The organism is Rhodanobacter sp. FW104-R8 (assembly GCF_001617365.1).
Lineage (GTDB): Bacteria > Pseudomonadota > Gammaproteobacteria > Xanthomonadales > Rhodanobacteraceae > Rhodanobacter.
Genome location: NZ_LVJR01000025.1, coordinates 87,207 through 110,587 on the forward strand (window position 1 = coordinate 87,207; position 23,381 = coordinate 110,587).

The following is a 23,381-nucleotide window of genomic DNA, read 5'->3' on the forward strand; positions in this document are numbered from 1 at the left end:
TGCGTCGCCTCATACGGTCAGCTCGCCGCTCATCAGCCGCGGCAGCAGCAGGTCGCGGGCCTGGGCGAGTTTTTGGTTTTGAACCGCAAGTACGCTTTGTTGCCTTACGAACGGATCGACCATTTCACCAAATAGGCGCCGTAACGACACCGGTGGCAGAGCGAAGAAATACGAGCCCATGAAACCTTCAAAGTTAAAGTTCTTCAGAGAACTTGCACTCTCCTTCTGGTAGACCAGTATGTCACCGCGATCACGGTGCTCCCGGACATGGAAGTAGAAGTACAAGGCATCGTCGGAAGAAGAAAAGGAAAACCGCTTGCAGAAAGAGGCGCAAATGACGTGTTCGTTCCACATTCTCAGACGTTCTTCCGTCATTAGAAGCGTCCTTGCGACAGGTTGACTGGAGCTCCCACCGGACACCTCGAAAATAACATCGTACGGCAACAAAATTCTCGACTTGAGCGTGGCCGCGGCATGAAAACGCAATGAGACGGAGTCGATTTCTCCGTCTTCCACACGGGGGATGTCCGTTCCACGAATCACAAATGCCGGCTCACTTGCCTTGCCGCCTTGGTCATCGCTGCCCCAACCGCCACCGATGTGATGGCCGATAAGTTGGCTTGGAGAAATGCGTTGCCACCCTTCGGGCAGCCCGTCGATGAACTTGGAGTGTTCGTGGCCGGGGAAGCGGAAGTGGACGAACCACTCGCGGTAGAGCAGCCGCGCCGCCTCTTCCAGCAACGCGATCCGCCGCCGGTTGTTTTCAATCAGATCGTCGTAGGCAGAGAGAATGCCTCCAGCGGTTTTTTGGACGTCCAGCGGAGGCAAATTTGTCATGCGCAACCGTCTGATGTCGCGCATATTGACGTGCGTTGCCGTTGCACCCGTCTCGCCAGCGAGCAAAGCGCCTTGCTGCATTGGCGCAAGCAAGTAGTAACAAAGGAAGTCCGGATCAACCTTCGTTCGATCTGGCCGCAGGTGAACTGTTCTCTGTCCGAGGCACACCGTTTGCCCATCCTTGATTATCGCGACATTTCCGGCAGGAGCTTCCCTTGCCAGAATCAAGTCACCTGCTTGCGGAACAGCGCGCCTGGTCCACTCGTTGTAAGTCTCTTCGGATACGCGATTGACGCCTTCAAGAATGAGCCGACCCCGCCCAACGTTGGGTGTTCTTATGGAAGGAAATCCCGCGTCCTGGGTCGGAGCGGTGTTGTGCAGGCAGTCCACAATGAACTCGCAAATGTCGTCCAGAGTTTGTGGCGCCGCACTCACGACGCCAATTCCTCAAAATTCCTCGCAATCACCGCCGCGAGCTTCGCCGCCTCCTCGTTCAAATCCGCAAGGTCGCTATGGATGGCGCGCAGGGTTTCCTCGAAGTCGAAATCCTCATCGATCTCTTCCGGCGCCACGCCGACGTAGCGGCCGGGCGTGAGGCTGCCGTCGTGTTCGGCCACTTCCGCGCGGCTGACGCGCCTGACGAGGCCGGGCACGTCCACGAGTTCGGCATCCGGGAAGCGCTCCTGCAGCCAGTCGGCCTGCTTCACGAAGTAGCGGGTCAGGCGCAGGGCTTCGGCGGCATCGGCGCGCGCGGCTTCCAGCGCTTTCTTGCCCTTGTTGATGGCGGTGTTGTCCCAGCTTGCCGCGTCCTTCGCGTCGAGTTCCTTTACCGCCGTGTCGGCGACGCGTGCGGCGAGCTTGGTAGCCAGGTCGATCTGCCGGGTGAGGTCGCGGCAACGCGTGGCAACCTGGTGCAGCGCTTCGCGCATCCGGTGCAGCACAGCGTTGTCCGGCGCGACGTTCGCCTGCCAGATTTCCGCATGGGCAGCGACGGCATCGGCCAGCGCGTGTGCGTCGGCGGTGAGCGCGTCGCGGGTGGCGGTGAGTTCATCCCAGCCCGCGTTGAAGCTCTCGGCCTGCTTGTTCTTGCGCTGTGCCTTGGCGAAGGGCTGCATGCGATCAAGCTGCGCATTCAGTTCTTCACGGAAGGCGGTGAGCGGCGCGCGCACGGCCTGGCCGTGGTCGAGCGCGCCTTGCAGGTAGCGCTGCACCAGGGCGAGGAAACGTTCGCGCTGGCCGCGATACAGCCAGACGATGGCGGCGATGTTCTGCTGCTGCTCGGGGCTGAAATCCACGATGGCGCGGGTGACCTTGTGGTAGATGCCGCGTGCGTCGAGCATCAGGATTTCATCGCGGCGGGCCTCGTCGCGCTCTTTGGCGCGGTCGAAAAACCACAGCTGGCAGGGCACGGTGCGGGTGTAGAAGAAGTTGCCGCGGATGTCGATCATCACGTCCACGGCGCCGGTGTCCACCAGCCGTTGCCGCACGGCGGCTTCGTCGCGCCCGGCGCTGGAGGCCTGCGAGGACATCACCACGCCGGCGCGGCCGTTGGCGTTCAAGTAGCTGTAGAAGTAGCTCAGCCACAGGTAGTTGGCGTTGGAAACCTTCTTGCCCTTGTTGACGCCCGGCAGGCCGAACGGCAGGCGCGGATCGCCCTTGATCTTGTCGGCGTCCACCTCGTCCACGTTGAACGGCGGGTTAGCCATGACGAAATCGCACTTGCCGGCGAGCTCGTGCGGGTCCTTGTAATAGGTGATGGCGTCGTTGCCGGCGCGGATGGAACCTTCCAGCCCGTGCACGGCCAGGTTGAGATGCGCGAGCTTGGCGGTGGTTTCGTTTTTCTCGTGGCCGTAGAAGGTGACGCGGGCCATGGTGTCGGCGCCTTCGGCCTCGATGAAGTGGCTGGACTGCACGAACATGCCGCCCGAGCCGCAGGCGGGGTCGAGCACGATGCCGTGGTCGGGCTCGATCACGTTGACGATGGTCTGCACGATGGAGGGCGGGGTGAAGAACTCGCCGTTGTCGTGCGCGCCCTGCTTGGAGAACTCGGCCAGGAAGTATTCGTAGATGCGGCCGAACACGTCGCCACCCGCCGTGCGCAGGGCTTCGGTGTCGAACTTGCGCATCATGGATTCGAGCAGGTCGTCGTCGAATTTCTCGTATTCCTTGGGCAACTGGCCGGCGAGCGGCGGGAAGCGCGCTTCCACCGCTTCCATGGCGGCGACAAGCGCGTGGCCCAGGCTGCCGTCCTTGGGCTGTTTCAGGATCACGTCGTAGCGCGCGGCCTCGGGCAGGTTCATGGCGCGGCGCTGGGTGAAATCGGCATCGCGCAACGGGCGCTTGGGCATGCTGCCGGCCGCCTGGTCGGCGGCGATGGCCTTGCGCGCGGCGTAGTAGCGGTTGGTGGCGTGGCGCAGGAACAGCAAGCCCAGGATGGGCATGAAGTATTCGTTGGAGGCCAGCCCCGAGTTGGCGCGCAGCTGGTCGGCCAGCTTCCACAGGTCGGCGCCGAATTGGTCGAGGTGGGCGAAGTGATCGACGGTCATGAATCAGTCTTTCCGGCTTGCGGTACTGCCATACGGCAGCACGGGATGGTCGTCGCTGGTGAGCAGGCGGACGAAGTTGGGATGCAGGAACAGCTTTTCGCGCCCGACCTTGACCTCGACCAGCATGCCCAGATCGGCCAGCTGCTTGAGGTAGACGGAGGCGGTCTGGCGCTTGGCGATGCCGCCGTCCACCAGGTTCTGGATGCGGCAGTACGGCTGCACGAACAGGGCATCGACCAGCTCGCGGCTGTAGATTTTCGGCGCGTGCGTGCGCACGAAGTCCGTGGCCTGCGCGTGCAAGGCCTGGACCGCACGGATCTTGTCGCCGGTCCAGCGCGCGGTCTGGGCGACCGCGTCGAGCATGAAGGCGATCCAGTCCTGCCACGCGCCGTCGCGGGTGACGGCGAGCAGCAGGCGGTAGTAGTCGATGCGATGGCGCAGGATGTGGCGGGACAGGTACAGCACGGGCTGATCCAGCAGTCCCTGCTCCACCAGCAGCAGCAGGTTGAGCACGCGGCCGGTGCGGCCGTTGCCGTCGAGGAACGGATGGATGGCCTCGAACTGGTAATGCGCGACGGCCATGCGGATCAGCGGATCGATGTCCGTGGCGTCGTGGATGAAGCGCTCCCAGTTGGCCAGCTTGTCGCGCAACAGCGCCTCGCCCTGGGGCGGGGTGTAGACGACTTCGCCGGTGGCGGCATTCTTGAGTGCGGTACCGGGGACGCGGCGGACATCCATGTCGCGGTTCTTCAAGCGGCTGCACACGCGCACGGCGGTGCCGGTGCCGAGCGGGCGCTGGGCCAGCGATTCGAATCCCTCGCGCAGGGCGGCGCGGTAGTTCAGCGCTTCCTTGGTGGCCGGATCGGCGGCCTGCTCGTCCTGGGCAAAACGGAACAGCGCATCGCTGGTGGTGACGATGTTCTCGATCTCGCTGCTGGCCTGGGCTTCCAGCAACGGGATGGTGTTGATGAGGACGGCCTGGTTGGGGATGGCGGCGCCGACGCTCTTGAGCTCGGCCAGGGCGGCGCGGGCCTCGATGCAGGCCTTGAGCAGGGGGCGCGATTCGATGTCAGCCGCCGGTGGCAGCGCCGGCAGGTCGTCATGGGGCCGCTGTGGATCAAAAGGCATGTCGATGGTTCCCCTGAGTCATCGACACGTTTTGTCGGCCTGTCGAAGGCATCGACATTAGCCCACAACGCGTCGAAAAACAAACCATTTATCGACACATTTTGCCTATATGTCGATGGGATGGCCTGTCCAGCTTCAAACCAGGCTCCAGCGCACCCGGAACGGGGGAGACGCTGTGGCTGCGCTGGTTGAGCCGGCGCCCCAGTGCGGCGATCAGGGCATCCCACTTGGCCTCGATCGCGTCTTCGACGTCGAAGATCCCCTGCCGCTGGCAGCATTGCTGGCGTTCCAGAACCTTGATTTCGTCCTGAATCGCGGCTGCTCCTCCACGGTGCCGGCGGCGCAGGCGCGCCGTTTGGCATCCTTCAGGCGACCGTGGTGTCGTGCAGGCTTTGCTCGGCGGCCAGCAGTTGCATCTCGGCCCACTGGCCGAGTTTTTCCCGCTCGGCCTGAAAATAGGTGTTGTTTTCTTCCAACGCCTTGGTCAGTGCCGCTTCGATCTGATGGAGATTGAGGCCGACGGCGGCGTCGAATAGCGCCTGCCCGATCCGGTCCAGGTCACCGCCACGGCAGCGGCGAGTCAGCACCCAGGCAAAATACCTGGCCTGGACATCCGTGGTCTCGATCATCCCCTACCCGATCCACCACGAATCAGTCCAGTTTTTCGCGCCTAAAGCTCCCGCACCACCCGGAAGCCGACCCGGCCGCTGCGTGCGTCGCCGCTGCTGCCCTGGCGGTAGGCCGAGTCCACCTGGTCGGGCGAGCTGCCCCAGGAGCCGCCGCGCACCACGTGGGAACGGCAGCCCGGGTTGATCCAGGCGCTGCCGTCGCCGGGGGCGCGGATGTAGTTGTCGTGCCAGCAGTCCAGCACCCATTCGGAGACGTTGCCGTTGATGTCGTACAGGCCGAACGGGTTGGCGGCGAAGCTCATCACCGGCGCCGGTCCCCAGTAGCCGTCGCGATAGCCGCGGAAGGCGTGGCTCCAGCGCCGGCCGCTGCGCGAGCGATCGCCGGCGCCGGTGAGGTTCTCCACCGGATGCGTGGGCGTGCCGTCGCCCCACCAGTAGCGGCTGCGGGTACCGCCGCGCAGCGCGTACTCGAACTCCGCCTCGCTGGGCAGCCGGTAGGCCTTGCCGGTGCGCTGGCCGAGCCAGTCGGCGTAGGCCTTGGCGTCGTTCCACGAGACGTTCACCACCGGCAGATTGTCGTCGGCCTTGCGGCCGGCGTAGTCGTCCTGCCAGGTCGCGTCCGAATCGTCGCGCAGTGCGCCGCTGCGCTCGTCGTACACGCTGGCGCCGCCCAGCCGGACCGAGTCGGGCACGTAGCCGCTGGCGCGGACGAACTCGCGGAATTCCGCCACCGTCACCGCCGTGCGCGCCATCGCGAAGCCCTTGGCGATGGCGACCGCGTGTTGCGGCAGCTCGGCGTCGTTGCGGTCCTCGTCGTCGGCGGACGCGCCCATCTGGAAGCTGCCGGTGGGAATCACCACCATCGCCGGCGTCTTGCCCGGCAGGTCGATGTAGCGGTCGGTGAACACCTGGCCGGGCTTGTAGCTGGCGTACAGGCGCGCGTTGGTGAGCTGTTCATCGAACGCGGCCAGCGTCGGCAGGTTCGGATCGATCGCGCGCGCCTGCGTCGCCAGCTTCGTGGCCAGCTCGAGGTTGCCGGCATCCAGCGCCGTGTGCGCCTGCGCCAGCACGCCGCTGGCGCGCTGCACGCGCATGTCGTCGACGCGCTTGTGCGCGTCGACCATCTGCTGCGAACCGGGACGGATCGCCTGCGCCGCCGCCAGCTCGCGGTCGGCCCCGGCGAAATCGTTCTGCGCCACCGCCGCCAGTGCGCGATCCAGCACCGCGCGCTGCACCTCGAAGATGCCCTGCTCGGCCACCGCGTTCTGCGGGTCGAGCTTCTGCACCTCGCGGTACAGGTCCAGCGCACTGCCGCCCGGCGGCTGGTCCGCCTTGCCCCGCCGCAGCAGGCCGGCGGCATCGGCCAGCATCGGCCGCACCTTCTCCAGGGTCTTCAGGCCCGCTTCCAGCTGCGTCACTTCCGCGGCGGCGTTCGGCAGCGTGCGCAAGGCGACGAGCAGTTCCCGCGCCGCGTCGGCGTCACCCAGCGCGATGTCCTGGTCGATCTCCGCCACCAGCCTGGCGCGCACGTCGAACAGGCCCTGCGCGGCGCGGCGGCTGTCCGGCTTCTCCTTCAGCGCCTGTCCGAACAAGGCGGCGGCGCTGCTCGCGCCGCCGACCAGCTGGCCGGCGTGCAGGGCCCGGGTTGCCCGCGCCAGCAGGGCCTGCACCTCCGGCGGATCGGCGCTGAGCTGCTCGGGCAGGTTCGCGCCCCTGCCGCTGCGCGCGGCGATCACCGTCGCCGGCGCCAGCGTCAGCGGCGGCCCGGCATTGAGCTCGCTGATCGCCGAGCCCCGTTCCGGCTGCAATCCGCTGCCCGGCGCGGCGGCGCCGAGCGACATCGAGCGGCGCGGCGCCTCGGCCGGATTGACGTGGAACAGCCGCGGAAAGAAGTGGTACAGCAGCGCGAACCCCAGCACGATCACCCCGAGCGCGCCGCCGAGAGCACGCTGACGGCGCAGGGTTGCGTTGTTCGGCATAGATGGGCGTCCTTGGTGCAGCCTGTTATCGTGCGCTGCTCACCATAGGCACAAACCGCCTGCAGGGCAATCCGCGCCCGCAGCCTCCAAGGAGTACCGATGCCCCCATCCGAAACCGCCGCCGACTGGATCGACCGGCCCGACGCGTTGCGGGAGTGGCTGGCGGCGATGCCCGCCGACGCCATGGTCGGCATGGACACCGAGTTCATGCGCCGCAATACGTTCCACCCCCAACTGGCGCTGCTGCAGCTGGGCTGGAACGGCCGCCATGCGCTGGTCGACCCGCTCGCCTTCGACATCGGCGACGCGCTGCAGCCGCAACTCGGCGCCGGTCCGGCCACCACCGTCATGCACAGCGCCGGCGAGGATCTGGAAACCCTCGCGCCCCTGCTGCCGGACGGCCCGCACATCCTGTTCGACACCCAGATCGCCGCCGCCTTCGTCGGCATGGGCCTGGGGCTGAGCTACCGCGCGCTGGTCGCCGAACTGGCCGGCGTGGAACTGGACAAGGGCGAGACCCGCTCGGACTGGCTGCAACGCCCGCTCACCGACTCGCAACGCCGCTACGCCGCGCTGGACGTGGTGTACCTGCAGACCATCCACGAGCAGTTGGCCGAACGCCTGTTTCGTCGCGACCGCCGTGCCTGGCACGCCGAGGATTGCGCACGCCTGAAACAGCGCGCCAGCCACCGCGACGGCGACCCGCAGCCGCAGCGTGCGCTGCGCGCCGCCGCCGACTGGCCTGTCGCGCGGCAGGCTCTGCTGCGCCGCCTGCTGCTGTGGCGCGACCGCGACGCACGCCGCCTCGACGTGCCGCGCCCGTGGCTGCTGGACGACACGCTGGCGCTGAGCCTGGCGCAACAGCCGCCGGCCAGCCTCGCCGACCTCGAGCAACGCGGCCGCGGCCAGCGCGCGCTGCGCGCGGCCCAGCGCAGCGACTTGTTCGAGCTGCTCGCCCCCGCCGTCGACGACGGGGAGATCGCCGCCACCGCGCGCATCCCCGGCCACCCGCAGGGCGAGGCGAAGAAGGCGCTGGCCGCGATGAAGACCCTGGTCGACACCCTCGCCGGCGAACTCGACCTGCCGCCCGGCCTGCTGTGCCCGCGCAAGGCGCTGGAGGAATACGTGGTCACCGCCGAGTGGCCCGAGTTCCTGGAGGGCTGGCGCCGCGAGGTGCTGCACGACCGCCTCGTCCCGCTGCTGCCCGGCTGAATCCGCACGCGGGGTCTTGGCGAAGCCCCGTCACGCTGCTAACATTCGCCGCTTGTCGTGGGGCGGTAGCTCAGCTGGGAGAGCGTCGCGTTCGCAATGCGAAGGTCGTGGGTTCGATCCCCATCCGCTCCACCAATCAGAAACAACGATTTGGGCCACCCTCACCAGGGTGGCCTTTTTCGTTGCAAGCGCGCGGCAGGCGGGCACCGGACGACGGCGACGGCGGGATCGTCCTGGCGGATGCAAGCCGGGGTATCCGCCGCCGGCACGACGCCCGCGACTCAATGGCCGTTGCTGTTGACGCTCCCTGCTCCGCACAGCTTGTCCAGCAGCTCGGACTGCACGTTGCGCAAGGGTTCGTCGGCGACCATGGGCGGATGCGCGTAGGCGCCGTCGGGCTGCAGCAGCGAGGCACTGGTGTTGTCGGCGAGGTAGCGCAGCAGCGCGTTGTGGATGCGCTGCTGCAGTTTCTTGCCGTCGATCGGAAACGCGGTTTCGACGCGGCGGTCGAGGTTGCGTTCCATCAGGTCGGCGCTGGCCAGGTACAGCTCGGGCTCGCCGTCGTTGGCAAACCAGTAGACGCGGCTGTGCTCGAGGAAACGGCCGATGATCGAGCGTACCCGGATGTTCTCCGACACGCCTTCCACACCGGGGCGCAGGCAGCAGATGCCGCGCACGATCAGGTCCACCTGCACGCCGGCGATGCTGGCCTTGTACAGCGCGCGGATGACCTTCGGCTCGGTCAGCGCGTTGATCTTCAGGATGATCTGCGCCGGCTTGCCCGCGACCGCGTGCACGGTCTCGCGTGCGATCAGTTCGAGCAGGGCCTTCTTCAGCGTGAACGGCGCGTGCAGCAGCTTCTTCATGTGCATCACCTTGCCCATGCCGGTGAGCTGGCTGAACAGCTTGTGCACGTCCTCGCACAGCGCCTCGTCGGAGGTGAGCAGGCTGTAGTCGGTGTACAGCCGCGCGTTGCCGGTGTGGTAGTTGCCGGTGCCGAGGTGGGCGTAGCGCACCAGCTCGCTGCCCTCGCGGCGCTGGATCAGCATCAGCTTGGCGTGCGTCTTGATGCCGACCACGCCGTAGATCACCATCGCGCCGGCCTGCTGCAGGCGCGAGGCGAGCGTGAGGTTGGATTCCTCGTCGAAGCGCGCGCGCAGCTCGACCACCGCGGTCACCTCCTTGCCGGCGCGGGCGGCGTCAACCAGCGCATCGACGATCTCCGAGTTCGCGTTGGTGCGGTACAGCGTCTGCTTGATCGCCAGCACTTGCGGGTCTTTCGCCGCCTGGCGCAGCAGGTCGACCACCGGCGCAAACGATTCGTAGGGGTGCAGCAGCAGCACGTCCTGCCGCCCGATCACCTGGAACAGGTCTTCGGCGTGCAGCAGCGTCTTGGGCAGCGACGGCGTGAACGGCGGGTACTGCAGCCGCGGGTAGCTGACGTTGTTGGCGATGCGGAACAGCCTCGCCAGGTTCACCGGACCGTTCACCTCGTACATTTCCGACTCGTTGAGGCCGAACTGCTTGAGCAGGTAGTCGGTCAGCTCCTTCGGGCAGTTGTCGGCCACCTCCAGCCGCACCGCGTCGCCGAAGCGGCGCGAGTACAGCTCGCCGCGCAGCGCCAGCGCAAGGTCCTCGACGTCCTCCGGATCGAGCGTGAGGTCGGCGTTGCGGGTCAGCCGGAACTGGTAGCAGCCGAGCACGTCCATGCCCGGGAACAGTTCCTCCGCATGGGCATGGATGATCGAGGACAGCAGCACGTAGTTGTCGCCGCCCTCGCAGATTTCCAGCGGCAGGCGGATCAGCCGCGGCAGCACGCGCGGCGCCGGCACGATCGCCAGGCCGGAATCGCGGCCGAACGCATCCACGCCATCCAGCCGCACGATGAAGTTGAGGCTCTTGTTGACCAGCAGCGGAAACGGGTGGGTCGGGTCGAGCCCGATCGGGGTGACCAGCGGCGCCACCTCCTCGCGGAAATAGCGGCGCACCCACATCTTCTGCTTGTGCGTCCACTGCGTGCGCCGCACGATGCGGATGCCGTACGTGGCCAGCTCCGGCAGGATGCGCTCGTTGAGGATCGCGTACTGCCGCGCGATCTGCCGGTGCGCGATCTCGCTGATCTCGGCCAGCGCACGCTTGGGCGGGATGCCGTCGGGGCCGATCATCTCGTGGTCCAGCGCGATCTGGCCCTTCAGCCCGGCCACGCGGATCTCGAAGAATTCGTCCATGTTCGCGGAGAAGATCAGCAGGAACTTCAATCGCTCCAGCAGCGGCGTGCGCTCGTCCAGCGCCTGGTCCAGCACGCGGATGTTGAACTGCAGCTGCGACAGCTCGCGATGGATGTACAGCCGGCTGTCGCCGAGGTCCGGTCCTGGCGCCACCGGCGCGGCATCGTTGGCGGCCGGCGTGCCAGCATCGGTCGGCGAGGTTCCGCGAATCAGACGGCTGTTCATCGGTGCTCCATGCAACAGGAGGTGGATAGCATCCCGCATGGTAGCGCGCCGCCCGCAGGGCCCGCTCCCGATGCGGCCGGGCCGGGTCAGGTATCGCTCAGTCTGCGGCATTTCGCTGACGCCGCGGTGACACCTCTCGCCCGGATCCGGGCAGCGCTCCGGCACGGACACGGCCCGGCCGCGCAAGCCGCCATCGACGGCCGGCACATGCGGAACGGCGGCGGCTTGTCCTATGGTTGGCACCCCCCGCGCCGCCCCGTCCAGCCGAACACCCCCATGCAGACCCGCGTCGAAAGCGCCCCGCTGTCCCCTTCCGCGATTCCCCTCTCCAGCGATCCGGCGCCGCCCGGCGAATCCACCGAATACGCGGTACTCGGCGGGATCAGCTTCGCGCACATGCTCAACGACATGATCCAGTCGTTGATCCTGGCGATCTATCCGATCCTCAAGCACGACTTCCAGCTCAGCTTTGCCCAGGTCGGCCTGATCACGCTGACCTACCAGCTCACCGCCTCGATGCTGCAGCCGCTGGTCGGCATGGTCACCGACCGCCGGCCGATGCCGTACTCGCTGCCGGTGGGCATGGGCTTCACTCTGTGCGGCCTGCTGTTGCTGGCGACCGCGCCGAATTTCCCGGTGCTGCTGGCCGCCGCAGCGCTGGTCGGCACCGGCTCGTCGGTGTTCCACCCGGAATCCTCGCGGGTGGCGCGAATGGCCTCGGGCGGGCGGCACGGCCTGGCGCAGTCGTTGTTCCAGGTGGGCGGCAACACCGGCTCGTCGCTGGGGCCGCTGCTGGCCGCCTGGATCATCGTGCCGCACGGGCGCGGCAGCGTGGCGTGGTTCTCGCTGGCGGCGCTGCTGGCGATCGTGGTGCTGCTGCAGGTGGGGCGCTGGTACGGGCAGCATCATGTCGTGCGCGGCAAGTCGGCGGCGCGGCGGCGGCCCGCCGTGGCGCTGTCGCGCCGGCAGGTGCTCGGCGCGCTGGCGATCCTCGGCCTGCTGATCTTCTCCAAGTATTTCTACCTGACCAGCCTCAGCAGCTATTACACCTTCTACCTGATCCACAAGTTCGGCGTGTCGGTGCAGAGCGCGCAGGTGCACCTGTTCGTGTTCCTGTTCGCGGTGGCCGCCGGCTCGCTGATCGGCGGCCCGGTCGGCGACCGGATCGGGCGCAAGTGGGTGATCTGGGTATCCATCCTCGGCGTGGCGCCGTTCACCCTGCTGCTGCCGCACGCGAACCTGCTGTGGACCGGCGTGCTGACCGTGATCATCGGCCTGGTGCTGGCCTCGGCGTTCTCGGCGATCCTGGTCTACGCGCAGGAATTGGTGCCCGGGCGCGTCGGCCTGGTCTCGGGGCTGTTCTTCGGCCTCGCCTTCGGCATGGGCGGCATCGGCGCCGCCGTGCTCGGCGGGCTGGCCGACGCGCACGGCATCGAATACGTCTACCGGCTGTGCGCGTACCTGCCACTGATGGGGTTGATCACGGTGTTCCTGCCGAACCTGGAACGCCCGGCACGCGCCTGACCTTCCTGTAGGAGCCCGCTGGCGGGCGATGCTTTGACTCAGAAGCATCGCCCGCCAGCGGGCTCCTACAGGGGGTTGATCACGACCGGCTCCGGCTCCAGCTGCACGCCGAACTGCTCGCGCACGCCGTGCATCACCCGCTGTGCCAGCGCCCACAGCTGCGGGCCGCTGGCCTTGCCGTGGTTGACCAGCACCAGCGCGTGGCGGTTGGAGATGCCGGCGTCGCCCTCGCGCAGGCCCTTGAAGCCGGCGGCCTCGATCAACCACGCCGCAGACAGCTTGCTGTGGCCGTCCGGTTGCGGCCATGCGGCCAGCGCGGGATGTTCGCGCTTGAGCGCATCGGCCAGCGCGGCGTCGACGATCGGGTTCTTGAAGAAACTGCCGGCGTTGCCGATCACCGCCGGGTCGGGCAGCTTGCGCGTGCGCAGGCGCACCACCGCCTCGGCGACATGGAACGGTGCGGGCTTGTCCACGCCCATCCGCGCCAGCTCCTCGTCGATGCCGGCGTAGTCGGTGCGCAGCGGGCGGCTGCGCGGCAGCACGAAACGCACGGCGGTGACGATGTAGCGGCCGGGCTCGTGCTTGAACAGCGAATCGCGATAGGCGAAGGCGCAGGCGGCGTGGTCCAGCGTCGCCACGCGGCGCTCGCGGGTATCCCACGCTTCCACGCTTTCGACGAACTCGGCCACCTCGCAGCCGTAGGCGCCGATGTTCTGGATCGGCGCGGCGCCGACCGTGCCGGGGATCAGGACCAGGTTTTCCAGGCCGGCGTAGCCCTGGCCCAGGGTCCAGCGCACGAAGTCGTCCCAGCGCTCGCCCGCGGCCACCGCGATGCGCGCGCTGTCGCCGTCGCTTTCCACCTGCACGCCGCGGGTGGCCATCGCCAGCACGGTGCCGTCGAAGTCGCCGGTGAACAGTATGTTGCTGCCCTCGCCCAGCACCAGCAGGCGGTCGCTGCGCACGGCGGGAAAGTCGAGCAGCTCGGGCAGCTTGCCGGCATCGCGGATCTCGGCCAGCAGCTTCGCGCGCGCGGCCACGCGCAAGGTGTTGCGCGTGGTCAGCGAGGCATTCTCGGTGAGCGTGTAGCCGCCCATGTCGACGCGTTCAGGCGGCATCGGCGTCCTCGCGCTGGCGGCGGATCTCGTCGACGCATTCGGCCACCAGCAGCGGCCCGCGGTAGATCAGGCCGGTGTAGAGCTGCACCAGCGAGGCACCGGCATCCATCTTCTCGGCGGCGTCGCTGCCGTCGAGGATGCCGCCCACGCCGACCAGCGGGATGCGGCCCTGCAGGCGTCGGTGCATGCCGGACAGCACCGCGGTGGAACGGTCGAACAGCGGCTTGCCGGACAGCCCGCCCACTTCGTTGCCGCGCGGGTCGTCGGCCACCGCGGCGCGGTCGATCGTGGTGTTGGTGCAAATCACCCCGTCGATGCCGGTGTGCAGCAGCACCTCGGCGATCGAGTCGAGTTCCGCTTCGGAAAGGTCCGGCGCGATCTTCAGCAGCATCGGCTTGCGCCGGCCGTGCTGCGAGCCCAGCCGCTCCTGCGCCTCGCGCAGCACCGAGATGAAGCGGCGCAGCGTGGCCTCCTGCTGCAGGTCGCGCAGGCCCTGGGTGTTCGGCGAGGAAATGTTCACCGTGACGTAGCTGGCCAGCTCGTACACGCGGGTGAGGCAGAACAGGTAGTCGCTGACCGCCTTCTCGTTCGGCGTGTCCTTGTTCTTGCCGATGTTGATGCCGAGCACGCCGTGGTAGCCGGATTGCCGCACGTTGCGCACCAGCGCGTCGACGCCGGCGTTGTTGAAGCCCATGCGGTTGATGATCGCCTCGTGCCGCGGCAAGCGGAACAGGCGCGGCCGGTCGTTGCCCGCCTGCGGCCGCGGCGTCACCGTGCCGACCTCGATGAAGCCGAAGCCGAGCGCATCGAGCGCGGCGAGGTGCTCGGCATTCTTGTCCAACCCGGCGGCCAGCCCCACCGGGTTCGGGAAGGTGATGCCGAAAGCGCGGGTCGGCAGCTCGCCCGGCGGCCTCGCCAGCCGGTGGGCGAAGCCGCTGCGCTGGGCCACGCCCAGCGCATACAGGGTGAGGCGGTGCGCGGTCTCGGCGTCGAGCCTGAACAGCAGCGGGCGCAGGATGTCGTACATGGATCAGGCCGGTTGGCCCGCGCAGGCGCGGGTGGGGTGATCGAAGCCTGCCGCGCCCGCCCCGGCAATACCCGGCGCGATGCGGTGGCCGCCGGCGACGCGATATCCGCGGAGATCGAAGGCGGCGGAATGGGCGTCGGTATTCATGCAGCGATCAGTGCCAGCCCCACAGCGTGAAGCCGAACACCAGCATGGCGATCAGCACGAACGCGCCGAGCACGCACAGCACCAGCTGCGCGTAGCCGAGCACCAGCCCGGCCACCGCCATGCCGTCGCCATCGGCGCGGCTCTCGACCGGGCTGCGGCGGATCCCGCTGCGCGCCAGGTGGCCGCAGACGATCGCCACGATCGCGCCGATGAACGGCAGCACGCACCAGGCCAGGATGCCGAACACCAGGCTCACCACGGCCAGCGGACTGGTGCCGGAACCCGCACGGTAGGACGGTTGGTAGCTCATCGGTCTGCTCGCGGAATGAGGTGGGACGACGACGCCCTGCACCATCGCTGCGGGCGGTGCGCCGCCCGCAGCGGGTTCACGGCATCACAGGTCGAACTTGATGCCCTGCGCCAGCGGCAGCGCGTCCGAGTAGTTGATGGTATTGGTCTGCCGGCGCATGTACACCTTCCAGGCGTCCGAGCCGGACTCGCGGCCGCCGCCGGTCTCCTTCTCGCCGCCGAACGCGCCGCCGATCTCCGCGCCGGAGGTGCCGATGTTGACGTTGGCGATGCCGCAGTCCGAACCGGCCGCCGACAGGAACTGCTCGGCCGACTTCAGGTTGTTGGTGAAGATCGACGAGGACAGGCCCTGCGGCACGTCGTTTTGCATCGCGATCGCCTCGTCGATGGTCTTGAACGGCATCACGTAGAGGATCGGCGCGAACGTCTCGGCCTGCACCACCTCGTCCGAGTTCTTCAGTCCGGTGACGATGGTCGGCAGCACGAAGTTGCCCTTGCGCTCGGTCAGCGCCTTGCCGCCGGTGCGCACGGTACCGCCCGCGGCCTTCGCCTTCTCGATCGCGGCGAGATAGGCGCCCACCGCTTCCTCGCTGTTCAGCGGGCCCATCAGCGTGGTGGCGAGGGTGGGATCGCCGATCTTGCCCTCGACCTGCCCGTATGCCTTGACCAGGGTGTCGAGCACGCCGTCGAAGATCGACTCGTGCACGAACAGGCGGCGCGTGGTGGTGCAGCGCTGGCCCGCGGTGCCGACCGCGCCGAACACGATGCCGGGAATCGCCAGCTTCAGGTCGGCCGTCTGGTCCAGGATGATCGCGTTGTTGCCGCCCAGCTCCAGCAGCGAGCGGCCCATGCGCCGGGCCACGCGCTCGCCGACCATGCGGCCGACCTTGGTCGAGCCGGTGAAGCTGATCAGCGGAATGCGCTTGTCGTCCACGAAGGCCTGCGCCAGGTCGCTGCCGGCGTCGTTGAACAGGAAGAACAGGTCGGGGAAGCCGCCGGCCTTCAGCGCCTCGTTGCAGATGCGGAGGGTGGCGATCGCCGACAGCGGGGTTTTCGGCGACGGCTTCCAGATGCAGATGTCGCCGGCGATCGTGGCCAGCATGGCATTCCACGCCCACACCGCGACCGGAAAGTTGAACGCGCTGATGATGCCGACCAGGCCGAGCGGATGGTACTGGTCGTACATGCGATGGCCGGGGCGCTCCGAATGCATGGTGTAGCCGTACAGCATGCGGCTCTGGCCCACCGCGAAATCGGCGATGTCGATCATCTCCTGCACTTCGCCGTCGCCTTCGGGCTTGATCTTGCCCATCTCCAGCGCGACCAGCGAACCGAGCGCATCCTTGTGCCGACGCAGCGCCTCGCCGCACAGCCGCACCGCTTCGCCGCGACGCGGCGCCGGCGTGGCGCGCCACAGCTTGAACGCCTCCTGCGCGCGCCGGACGATCACTTCGTAATCGGCCGCACTGGAGGCGTGCACGGTGCCGATCACCTCGCCGGTGGCCGGGTTCACCGGCCGCAGCGCGCCGGCGTCGGTGGTCTTCGACCACTCGCCCTGGCCGAGGTAGCTGCCGGACTGCTCGCCGTCGAGGCCGAGCGCGCTGAGAATTGCATGGGACATGGATGTCTCCTGGACGTGCGGCGCCCGCGGGCGCCGTGGGTGAAATCGGCAATGGGCCATTCTAACAGGCCGCGCCCAACTCCCTCCCCCTGCGCGCAGGGGGAGGAGCAACAAAATCGCGCCCGCACGCGATCCATGCGAAAATCCCGCCGCTGCCCTCGTAGCTCAGTTGGATAGAGCGGCCCCCTCCTAAGGGGCAGGTCGGACGTTCGAATCGTCTCGAGGGCACCAGTTTCGTAACGCGAGGGCCGGTCATGCCGGCCTTCGCTGTTTTTGGTTCAGGAACTGCACGACAGCATCGAGCAGCCGGCCTTGTGCCGCGCCCAGTCCGGGCGCTTCTGCGCGAACGCCTCGCGGCCGGGCTGGTCGTCGTAGGGGTGGCGCAGCACCTCCAGCAGCTCGGCGATACCGCTGGCGTCGCCTTGCTCGGCGCGGTCGATCGCCTGCTGCGCCAGGTAGTTGCGCAGCACGTAGCGCGGATTCGCCAGGCGCATCCGCTCGCGGCGCCGGGCCGGCGACAACGGATCGTCGGCCAGCCGCGCCGCATAGCGGGCCAGCCAGTCGCCTAGCGCCGGCTCGGCCTTGCGCCGCTTCGCCTCGTCGTAGAACGCCTCGCCGAACGGCGCCAGCGTGGGCGCCTGCACATCCACCTCGGCCAGCGCGCGGAACCACAGCGTCATGTCGATCTCGGCCTGCTGCATCAGTACCTGCAGCGACTGCATCAGCGCCACGTCGTCGTCGCGGCACTCGGCCAGACCCAGCTTGGCGGCAATGTTGGCGCGGTCGGCGGCGGCGTACACGGTGGCGTAATGCTGCAGTCCGGCTTCCAGCGGCCCGACGCCATCGAACAGCGGCGCCAGCGCGCCGGCCAGGCAGCTCAAGTTCCACCACGCCACGTTCGGCTGCTGGCCGTAGCGGTAGCGGCGGCGTTGCGCGTCGGTGGTGTTCGGTGTCCAGTCCGGATCGTAGTCGTCGACCCAGCCGTACGGGCCATAGTCGATGGTTAGGCCGAGGATCGACATGTTGTCGGTATTCATCACCCCGTGCACGAAACCCACGCGCATCCAGTGCGCCACCATCGTGGCGGTGCGCTCGCACACCTGGGTGAACCACGCCGCGTACAGCGCCTCGCCCTCCCCGTCGAGCTCCGGAAAATCGCGCCGGATGGTGAACTCGACCAGCTGGCGCAGCAGCGCGACGTCGCCGCGCGAGGTAGGCAGCTCGAAGTTGCCGAAGCGGATGAACGACGGCGCTACACGGCAGACGATTGCACCGGGTTCCGGCGCGGCGTGGCCGTCGTAGAACATGTCGCGCACCACCGTCTCGCCGGTGCCGACCAGGCTCAGGGCGCGCGTGGTCGGCACGCCCATGTGGTGCATCGCCTCGCTGCACAGGAACTCGCGCACCGAGGAACGCAGCACTGCGCGGCCGTCCGCGCCGCGCGAATACGGCGTCAGCCCGGCGCCCTTCAGCTGCAGCTCCCATCGCTCGCCGGCGGCGTTGACCACCTCGCCCAGCGAAATCGCGCGGCCGTCGCCGAGCTGCCCGGCCCAGTGGCCGAACTGGTGCCCGCCATAGTTCGCCGCATACGGCTGCATGCCGTCGAGCAGCACATTGCCGCCGAACAACGCGGCGAATTCGGGCGTGGCGACGTCCACCGCGCTGAAGCCGAGCGTGGCCGCCATCTCCGCCGAGTACGCCAGCAGCCGAGGCGCCGCTACCGGCGTGGGATCGACCCGCGAGTACAGCGCGCCCTCGACCTGGCGCAGCCGCGCGCCCTGCTCCGGGTCGCCGGGCAGCTCGCGCACGAACGCATTGTCGAAACGAAGATCGAACACCAGGCCACCTCGGGGATTGCAGCCTATATCCGGGCGCCATCGGCCCGATGCAAGGCCGGGCCGCCGGCGCGGCCGATTCCTCCGGGCAGCTAGCGCGCCACGGCCTGCCCGCGGCGCGCCGGGCGATGGATCGCCTGCAGCCGCTGGTAGACGGTCAGCACGGCGGTGCCGTAATCCCTGGCCAGGGCCGGCGTGTGGCTGTGGTAGTAGCCCACGCCGAGCACCCGGTCGCGGGTCTGGCGCATGCCGTCGCGCAGGATCTTCGCGGCCACGGTGATGTTGGTGCGCGGATTCAGCAGGGTCAGCGGATCGCGCACCGCGTCGCGGTGCATCGGGTAGTAGACCTGCATGATGCCGACGTCCTGCACGGCCGAACCGAACTGGCTCGCCGCCGCCATCGCCAGCTGCACGTCGTGGCGCTCGCCGCGCACCAGGTGGTCGTTGACGCGGAACAGCCAGGGCGTGGGCGCGACCTTGCCGTCCGGGTACAACGCCTTCGACTCCACCAGGGCGATGCTGTACAGCAGCAGCGGATCGACGCCGGAGGCCTTGCCGACCTGCGACCACAGGCTTTCCCGCGAGGTGATGTCCAGATCGGGCTCCTCGATCGGCATCATCAGGTCCATCGTGCTGACGTCGGACAACAGCCTGCGGCCGCTCTCGGCCGGCCCGGAGCGGAGCGTGGACGAAACCGCCGGCGCGCCCGCCGGCACCGGCGCGGCAAGCGCCGACACCGGCCTGGCCGGCAAGGATGGCGCGCGCAAGGCGGATACCGGCCTTGCCGGTATGGCGGCCGCCACGCTGGCCGGCGTCGATCCCGAACCGAAGTGCGCCGAGCCAAGGCGCAGCAGCACCAGGGCGACGCCGGCGATGGCACCCATCGCGACGCCTGCCGCCAGCCGGCGCCGGTGCATCTTCGCCCGCCCGGACCACGACCGCTGGCGTGCCCGCATCCACGGTGCGATCCGCACATCGACGAGCCGGCGCAGACCGGCCGCTGCCGTCGTGCGCCATCCATCCAGCGGCCAGGTGGGAGGCAGCAGCCAGCGTTCCGCCGCCGGCCGCGGCGCCTGCGGGGGCAACCGGCCGGGCACCGCCCGTGAGCGGACCCATTGGGCAGGAGCCGGCATCACGACCGGCCGGGCCGCGGGACGATGGTGCGTCGGCGGGCTCCCGGATTTCCAGCGCGCCGGCGCCATCAGATACACGCGGCCCGGTTCCCTGCACATGCCTCGCACGGCCACGCGGCCTGCGGCCGGTTGCCTGCGCGAGCCCGTTGCCGGGCCGGCCTGGGCAGGAGGGCGAGGTTCGGCACACCGGGCCGATTCCCGCCGGCCCTCGCCCGGCACCTCCGTCGCATGAGGCATGGCCAGGCCACCACCGACCTCGGAGTACCCGCGGCTTTCGCCGTGCAAGGCATCTGCAGTCGTTGGGGTCGAACCATCCACGAGCGAATCCTGTTCCAGGGGCATGGCCGCCGCCGATCCCTTGGAGTCTGGCCGGGCCGGCAGGTTCCCGTGCCGGGGGTCGCCATTAAATCAGGTTTGCGAAACCGGTTCCCGCATCCGGCATCCGGCGGTCCCGCATAAAACCCGGCGCAAGCCCCGCAAGGCCTCCGGCGCCGCATGCACAAGCCCGTGCACCGGCCAGTCGCTATAGTCGGCTGCCGCACCCTCGCGAAAACCGCATGAACCCGACGCCTGCCAACGACCTCAACACCGACGCGCTGCCCGAGGACGCACCCTACCTCGCCGCCACCACGCGCTGGCTGGAGCGTGCGGTGATCGGGTTGAACCTGTGCCCGTTCGCGCGGGCGCCGCACGTGCAGGGCAAGCTGCGCCTGCGGGTGAGCCACGCGCGCGACACCGATGCGCTGCTCGACGATCTCTGCGGCGAGCTGCAGTCGCTCAACGCTCTCACTCCCGACGAGTGCGAGACCGGCCTGCTGATCCACCCGTTCGTGCTCGGCGACTTCCTCGACTACAACGACTTCCTCGACGTGGCCGACGCCGCCGTGCAGACGCTGGGGCTGGAGGGCGAATGGCAGGTGGCCAGCTTCCATCCCGGCTACCAGTTCGCCGACACCATGCCGGACGACGCCGGGAACCTCAGCAACCGTTCGCCTTATCCCACGCTGCACCTGCTGCGCGAATCGAGCATCGAGCGCGCGATGGCGTCGATGGACGACACCGACGGCATCTACCGGCGCAACATCGAGACGCTGCAGCGGTTGGGTCCCGATGGCTGGCGGGCGCTGTGGCGCGACGGCACGGATTGAACACGGCAAACCCACCCGGAGTTCACACTCGCGTCGGGCGAAGCTGCCACACTGACGAGTGAAAAATATCCCCGACCCCTACGCCGAAAGCGTCGACCCCGGCGTGCAATGCACGACCTGCGAAGCCGTGTGCTGCCGCCTCACGGTGGTCCTGATGCCTGAGGACCACGTCCCGGCCTGGCTGGTCGCCCGCGACGAACACGGCATGGAAACCCTGGCCAAGGGCGAGGACGGCTGGTGCGCCGCGGTCGACCCGAACAGCTTCCGCTGCACGATCTACGCGGACCGCCCCACGATCTGCCGCAAGTTCGCGATGGGCAGCCCCAGTTGCCGCGACGAGCGGCACAAGTGGTTCGGCAACGCGATTCCCACGGCGGTGCACGTGCTGTAGCCGCTCTTTTGTAGGAGCGCACCCTGTGCGCAATGCTCTTCGTCAGGTCACGGAAAAGCATCGCGCACAGGGTGCGCTCCTACGGATGGTGCTGCTGCTTTACGGCGCGAAGATCAGTGCGACCTCGTCGGCGTCGAGCACGCGCCATTCACCCGGCGGCAATTCGCCCAGCGCCAGCGCGCCGATCGAAACCCGTTGCAGCGTTTCGACGTGGTTGCCGGCGGCGGCGAACATGCGGCGTACCTGGTGGTAGCGGCCTTCGGTGACGCCGAGCCTGGCATGCCGCGGCCCCAGCACGTCGAGCACGGCCGGCGCCAGCGGTTCGGTTTCCGCTTCCAGCAGCAGCGTGCCGCCGGCGAACAGTTCGCCTTCGTCGCCGCGCAGGTCCTGCGCCAGGGTGGCCTCGTAGACCTTGGTCACGTTCGCCTTCGGCGAAATGATCCGGTGCAGCAGCGCGCCGTCGTCGGTGAACAGCAGCAGGCCGGAAGTGTCGCGGTCGAGCCGGCCCACCGTGGACAGCGCCGGCGAGCGCACGCGATAGCGCGGCGGCAGCAGGTCGTACACCACGCGGCCCGGGTCCTTGCGCGAGCAGGTGACGCCGAGCGGCTTGTTCATCATCAGCGTGAGTCCGGGCGGCGGATCGAGCGGCTCGTCGTCGACGCGGATGGTCTCGTACGGCACCACGTCGTCGGCATACAGCACCTCGCCCTCGGCATCGGTGATGCGCCCGGAGCGGAACAGCTGGGTCACGTCCTTGCGGCTGCCGTAGCCGAGGTTCGCAATCAACTTGACCAGTTTCATCCGCGCACTCCCGTCGCCTCGATCACCTTGAATCCTTCCTGCACGACCAGCGTGCGCACTTCATGGAAACGCGCGGCCAGCACATCCTCGTACGGCAGATGCCGGTTCGCCACGATCAGCAGCCTTCCACCCGGCAGCAGCGCCTCGGCCGCGCTGACGATGAAGGCGCGGCCCAGTTCGGGCAGGTCGGCGCGCCCCTGGTGGAACGGCGGGTTGCTGACGATGGCGTCGTAGCGCTGCGCCAGGCCGCGGGTCACATCGTGCCAGCGCACAGTCACCGCCACCGCGCGAGCGCATTCACGCTGCGCCCGCGCCAGGTTGCACCGTGCCGGCTCCAGTGCGCGCGCTTCGGCTTCGTACAGGTCGATCGCCACGACCCGCGGGCAGCGCGCGACGACCTGCGTGGAAAGATAGCCGTAGCCGGCACCGAGATCGGCCACGCGGCCATGCAGGTCCCTCGGCAGGTGCTCCGCCAGCAGGGCCGAGGCGCGGTCGATGCGGTCCCAGGCGAACAGGCCGGGGCGACTGATGTAGCCCTCGACGATGCTGCGCGGCTCGTCCAGCGCCAGCCATTCGGCCAGCAGGCCCTGGTCGACGTCGGCCGGCTGCGGCGTACTCCAGAACGCGCGGCACTTGTGCTTGGACAGGTGCTGCACGGCGCCGGCCAGTCTGGCGAGGTCTGCCTCGCCCGACTTCACGCCTTCGGCATTCGGCATCGCGGCCAGCACCGTGCCGCCCGGCGCCAGGTGCCACAGCGCGCGGGCGAACAGCGCGCGTGCTTCGTCGCGCTGGCGCGGCGGCAGCAGCAGCACCAGCGGAAATTTTTCATCGGCCGCCGGCTCGCCCACGCGCAGGCCGTTGCGGCCCAGTTCGTCGGCGAACGGCAGGAAGCTTTGCTCGCACAGCCAGCCGGGCTGCGCCATCTCGCGCAGGCGCACGCCGGCGCGGGCGCGCAGGAACACCACGCGGCCGTCCGCCGGCAAGGCCAGCTCGCCGGTCTCGAACGGCACGAACAGCGCGGCCAGCGCCGCATCCGGCGCGGCCGCGGAAAAACCGGCAGCAGTCACTCACATCCCTTCAGGTTGATCCCGAAGGCGGCATTGTACGTGGCCGCAGCAGCAACCCATCGAACTCAGCTGCCGCTGTGCTCGTGGACCGCGTCCATCACGCGGGCGGAAAACACCAGCGCCGCGCCGGCGTTGAGCGCCACCGCCACGCCCAACGCCTCGGCGATTTCCTCACGGGTCGCGCCGTGCTTCAGCGCCTCGCCGACGTGCACCGTGATGCAGCCGTCGCAGCGGGTGGTGACCGCCACCGCCAGGCCGATCAGTTCGCGGGTCTTGGCGTCCAGGTGGCCGGTCTTCCCGCCGGCGCCGGTCAGTACCTGGTAACCCCGCAGCGTATCGGGGCTGAGCTTGCCGATCTCGCCGATCCGGCCGAGCACTTCTTTGCGATATTGCAGCCAGTCCAACATGGGCAGTTCCTCGTACGCTTCGTCGCCGGACGGGATGCCCGGCGGTGGCGCCATGGTGCGCCACCGCCACGA

General features: G+C 68.5%; 20 protein-coding genes and 2 tRNA genes. 6 read left to right on the forward strand and 16 right to left on the reverse strand.

Annotation, left to right across the window (positions count from 1 at the left end; all coding sequences use genetic code 11):
* Positions 1 to 9: 9 nt before the first annotated feature.
* From RHOFW104R8_RS07560 to RHOFW104R8_RS07580, 5 genes are all read right to left on the reverse strand, one after another.
* Complete coding sequence (locus RHOFW104R8_RS07560) at positions 10 to 1,272, reverse strand: restriction endonuclease subunit S (protein ID WP_201028719.1); 1,263 nt, start codon at positions 1,270 to 1,272, stop codon at positions 10 to 12.
* Positions 1,269 to 3,383 carry a type I restriction-modification system subunit M gene (locus RHOFW104R8_RS07565; RefSeq protein WP_068091334.1) on the reverse strand — a complete coding sequence of 705 codons (2,115 nt, stop codon included), beginning with the start codon at positions 3,381 to 3,383 and terminating at the stop codon, positions 1,269 to 1,271. Before RHOFW104R8_RS07565 ends, RHOFW104R8_RS07560 begins: the two co-directional genes overlap by 4 nt.
* 3 nt (positions 3,384 to 3,386) lie before the next feature.
* Positions 3,387 to 4,511 carry a protein adenylyltransferase Fic gene (gene fic, locus RHOFW104R8_RS07570; protein WP_068091337.1) on the reverse strand — a complete coding sequence of 375 codons (1,125 nt, stop codon included), beginning with the start codon at positions 4,509 to 4,511 and terminating at the stop codon, positions 3,387 to 3,389.
* 365 nt (positions 4,512 to 4,876) lie between these two features.
* The gene (locus RHOFW104R8_RS07575; RefSeq protein WP_068091338.1) at positions 4,877 to 5,140 is read right to left on the reverse strand and encodes a hypothetical protein; all 264 of its coding nucleotides are present in this window, start codon (positions 5,138 to 5,140) and stop codon (positions 4,877 to 4,879) included.
* 41 nt (positions 5,141 to 5,181) lie between these two features.
* Positions 5,182 to 7,119: a formylglycine-generating enzyme family protein gene (locus RHOFW104R8_RS07580; RefSeq protein WP_068091341.1), complete on the reverse strand. Its 1,938-nt coding sequence runs from the start codon at positions 7,117 to 7,119 to the stop codon at positions 5,182 to 5,184.
* Between the two features lie 99 nt (positions 7,120 to 7,218).
* Here RHOFW104R8_RS07580 and RHOFW104R8_RS07585 point away from each other — a divergent pair, with 99 nt between their 5' ends.
* Together RHOFW104R8_RS07585 and RHOFW104R8_RS07590 are read left to right on the forward strand one after the other, a co-directional pair.
* On the forward strand, positions 7,219 to 8,331 hold the full coding sequence (locus tag RHOFW104R8_RS07585; RefSeq protein WP_068091343.1) for an HRDC domain-containing protein: 1,113 nt from the start codon (positions 7,219 to 7,221) through the stop codon (positions 8,329 to 8,331).
* A 59-nt stretch (positions 8,332 to 8,390) separates the two neighbouring features.
* Positions 8,391 to 8,466 (forward strand) — tRNA-Ala (locus tag RHOFW104R8_RS07590).
* A 146-nt stretch (positions 8,467 to 8,612) separates the two neighbouring features.
* On the opposite strand, the gene ppk1 is transcribed toward RHOFW104R8_RS07590, so the two are convergent.
* A complete protein-coding gene (ppk1, locus tag RHOFW104R8_RS07595; protein ID WP_068091346.1) occupies positions 8,613 to 10,784 on the reverse strand; it encodes a polyphosphate kinase 1 in 2,172 nt (723 codons plus the stop codon).
* Between the two features lie 276 nt (positions 10,785 to 11,060).
* Here ppk1 and RHOFW104R8_RS07600 point away from each other — a divergent pair, with 276 nt between their 5' ends.
* Positions 11,061 to 12,308, forward strand: coding sequence for an MFS transporter (locus tag RHOFW104R8_RS07600; RefSeq protein ID WP_068091452.1), 1,248 nt, complete (start codon positions 11,061 to 11,063; stop codon positions 12,306 to 12,308).
* 65 nt (positions 12,309 to 12,373) lie between these two features.
* Here the strand turns inward: RHOFW104R8_RS07600 and murB are convergent, their stop codons facing one another.
* The 5 genes from murB to RHOFW104R8_RS07620 form a co-directional block, all read right to left on the reverse strand.
* Positions 12,374 to 13,402 (reverse strand): UDP-N-acetylmuramate dehydrogenase, encoded by a 1,029-nt coding sequence (gene murB / locus RHOFW104R8_RS07605; protein WP_068091349.1) that lies wholly within the window; start codon positions 13,400 to 13,402, stop codon positions 12,374 to 12,376.
* Between the two features lie 10 nt (positions 13,403 to 13,412).
* Positions 13,413 to 14,450, reverse strand: coding sequence for a quinone-dependent dihydroorotate dehydrogenase (locus tag RHOFW104R8_RS07610; protein ID WP_068091352.1), 1,038 nt, complete (start codon positions 14,448 to 14,450; stop codon positions 13,413 to 13,415).
* Positions 14,451 to 14,453: 3 nt separating this feature from the next.
* Positions 14,454 to 14,597, reverse strand: coding sequence for a hypothetical protein (locus RHOFW104R8_RS17595; protein ID WP_161487753.1), 144 nt, complete (start codon positions 14,595 to 14,597; stop codon positions 14,454 to 14,456).
* Positions 14,598 to 14,604: 7 nt separating this feature from the next.
* Positions 14,605 to 14,907 carry a DUF4190 domain-containing protein gene (locus RHOFW104R8_RS07615; RefSeq protein WP_068091356.1) on the reverse strand — a complete coding sequence of 101 codons (303 nt, stop codon included), beginning with the start codon at positions 14,905 to 14,907 and terminating at the stop codon, positions 14,605 to 14,607.
* 84 nt (positions 14,908 to 14,991) lie between these two features.
* A complete protein-coding gene (locus tag RHOFW104R8_RS07620) occupies positions 14,992 to 16,527 on the reverse strand; it encodes an aldehyde dehydrogenase family protein (RefSeq protein WP_068091360.1) in 1,536 nt (511 codons plus the stop codon).
* A gap of 154 nt (positions 16,528 to 16,681) precedes the next feature.
* Here RHOFW104R8_RS07620 and RHOFW104R8_RS07625 point away from each other — a divergent pair.
* Positions 16,682 to 16,758: transfer RNA gene (locus tag RHOFW104R8_RS07625), tRNA-Arg, on the forward strand.
* A 47-nt stretch (positions 16,759 to 16,805) separates the two neighbouring features.
* On the opposite strand, the gene RHOFW104R8_RS07630 is transcribed toward RHOFW104R8_RS07625, so the two are convergent.
* Positions 16,806 to 18,392, reverse strand: a complete 1,587-nt coding sequence (locus RHOFW104R8_RS07630) for a protein adenylyltransferase SelO (protein ID WP_407071433.1) — start codon at positions 18,390 to 18,392, stop codon at positions 16,806 to 16,808.
* A 62-nt stretch (positions 18,393 to 18,454) separates the two neighbouring features.
* Entirely contained in the window at positions 18,455 to 19,246 is a 792-nt protein-coding gene (locus RHOFW104R8_RS07635) for a transglycosylase SLT domain-containing protein (protein ID WP_235604338.1), read from the reverse strand.
* An 806-nt stretch (positions 19,247 to 20,052) separates the two neighbouring features.
* On the opposite strand from RHOFW104R8_RS07635, the gene RHOFW104R8_RS07640 reads away from it, so the two are divergent.
* Together RHOFW104R8_RS07640 and RHOFW104R8_RS07645 are read left to right on the forward strand one after the other, a co-directional pair.
* On the forward strand, positions 20,053 to 20,643 hold the full coding sequence (locus tag RHOFW104R8_RS07640; protein WP_068091370.1) for a DUF1415 domain-containing protein: 591 nt from the start codon (positions 20,053 to 20,055) through the stop codon (positions 20,641 to 20,643).
* A gap of 58 nt (positions 20,644 to 20,701) precedes the next feature.
* Positions 20,702 to 21,034: a YkgJ family cysteine cluster protein gene (locus RHOFW104R8_RS07645; protein WP_068091373.1), complete on the forward strand. Its 333-nt coding sequence runs from the start codon at positions 20,702 to 20,704 to the stop codon at positions 21,032 to 21,034.
* A 99-nt stretch (positions 21,035 to 21,133) separates the two neighbouring features.
* Here RHOFW104R8_RS07645 and RHOFW104R8_RS07650 read toward each other — a convergent pair whose 3' ends face one another.
* The 3 genes from RHOFW104R8_RS07650 to RHOFW104R8_RS07660 all read right to left on the reverse strand — a co-directional run bounded on the left by RHOFW104R8_RS07650 (position 21,134) and on the right by RHOFW104R8_RS07660 (position 23,309).
* On the reverse strand, positions 21,134 to 21,835 hold the full coding sequence (locus RHOFW104R8_RS07650; protein WP_068091376.1) for a pseudouridine synthase: 702 nt from the start codon (positions 21,833 to 21,835) through the stop codon (positions 21,134 to 21,136).
* Complete coding sequence (locus tag RHOFW104R8_RS07655) at positions 21,832 to 22,902, reverse strand: class I SAM-dependent methyltransferase (RefSeq protein ID WP_068091380.1); 1,071 nt, start codon at positions 22,900 to 22,902, stop codon at positions 21,832 to 21,834. Before RHOFW104R8_RS07655 ends, RHOFW104R8_RS07650 begins: the two co-directional genes overlap by 4 nt.
* A 65-nt stretch (positions 22,903 to 22,967) precedes the next feature.
* Positions 22,968 to 23,309 carry a carboxymuconolactone decarboxylase family protein gene (locus RHOFW104R8_RS07660; protein WP_068091459.1) on the reverse strand — a complete coding sequence of 114 codons (342 nt, stop codon included), beginning with the start codon at positions 23,307 to 23,309 and terminating at the stop codon, positions 22,968 to 22,970.
* Between the last annotated feature and the right edge of the window lie 72 nt (positions 23,310 to 23,381).

Bases quoted from the DNA above. Each gene is read 5' to 3' on its own strand.
- fic (WP_068091337.1), bottom strand. From the start codon at position 4,511: ATGCCTTTTGATCCACAGCGGCCCCATGACGACCTGCCGGCGCTGCCA.
- RHOFW104R8_RS17595 (WP_161487753.1), bottom strand. From the start codon at position 14,597: ATGAATACCGACGCCCATTCCGCCGCCTTCGATCTCCGCGGATATCGC.
- RHOFW104R8_RS07620 (WP_068091360.1), bottom strand. From the start codon at position 16,527: ATGTCCCATGCAATTCTCAGCGCGCTCGGCCTCGACGGCGAGCAGTCC.
- RHOFW104R8_RS07580 (WP_068091341.1), bottom strand. From the start codon at position 7,119: ATGCCGAACAACGCAACCCTGCGCCGTCAGCGTGCTCTCGGCGGCGCG.
- RHOFW104R8_RS07660 (WP_068091459.1), bottom strand. From the start codon at position 23,309: ATGTTGGACTGGCTGCAATATCGCAAAGAAGTGCTCGGCCGGATCGGC.
- RHOFW104R8_RS07565 (WP_068091334.1), bottom strand. From the start codon at position 3,383: ATGACCGTCGATCACTTCGCCCACCTCGACCAATTCGGCGCCGACCTG.
- ppk1 (WP_068091346.1), bottom strand. From the start codon at position 10,784: ATGAACAGCCGTCTGATTCGCGGAACCTCGCCGACCGATGCTGGCACG.
- RHOFW104R8_RS07640 (WP_068091370.1), top strand. From the start codon at position 20,053: ATGAACCCGACGCCTGCCAACGACCTCAACACCGACGCGCTGCCCGAG.
- RHOFW104R8_RS07650 (WP_068091376.1), bottom strand. From the start codon at position 21,835: ATGAAACTGGTCAAGTTGATTGCGAACCTCGGCTACGGCAGCCGCAAG.
- RHOFW104R8_RS07635 (WP_235604338.1), bottom strand. From the start codon at position 19,246: ATGGGTGCCATCGCCGGCGTCGCCCTGGTGCTGCTGCGCCTTGGCTCG.
- RHOFW104R8_RS07600 (WP_068091452.1), top strand. From the start codon at position 11,061: ATGCAGACCCGCGTCGAAAGCGCCCCGCTGTCCCCTTCCGCGATTCCC.
- RHOFW104R8_RS07585 (WP_068091343.1), top strand. From the start codon at position 7,219: ATGCCCCCATCCGAAACCGCCGCCGACTGGATCGACCGGCCCGACGCG.
- murB (WP_068091349.1), bottom strand. From the start codon at position 13,402: ATGGGCGGCTACACGCTCACCGAGAATGCCTCGCTGACCACGCGCAAC.
- RHOFW104R8_RS07615 (WP_068091356.1), bottom strand. From the start codon at position 14,907: ATGAGCTACCAACCGTCCTACCGTGCGGGTTCCGGCACCAGTCCGCTG.
- RHOFW104R8_RS07610 (WP_068091352.1), bottom strand. From the start codon at position 14,450: ATGTACGACATCCTGCGCCCGCTGCTGTTCAGGCTCGACGCCGAGACC.
- RHOFW104R8_RS07575 (WP_068091338.1), bottom strand. From the start codon at position 5,140: ATGATCGAGACCACGGATGTCCAGGCCAGGTATTTTGCCTGGGTGCTG.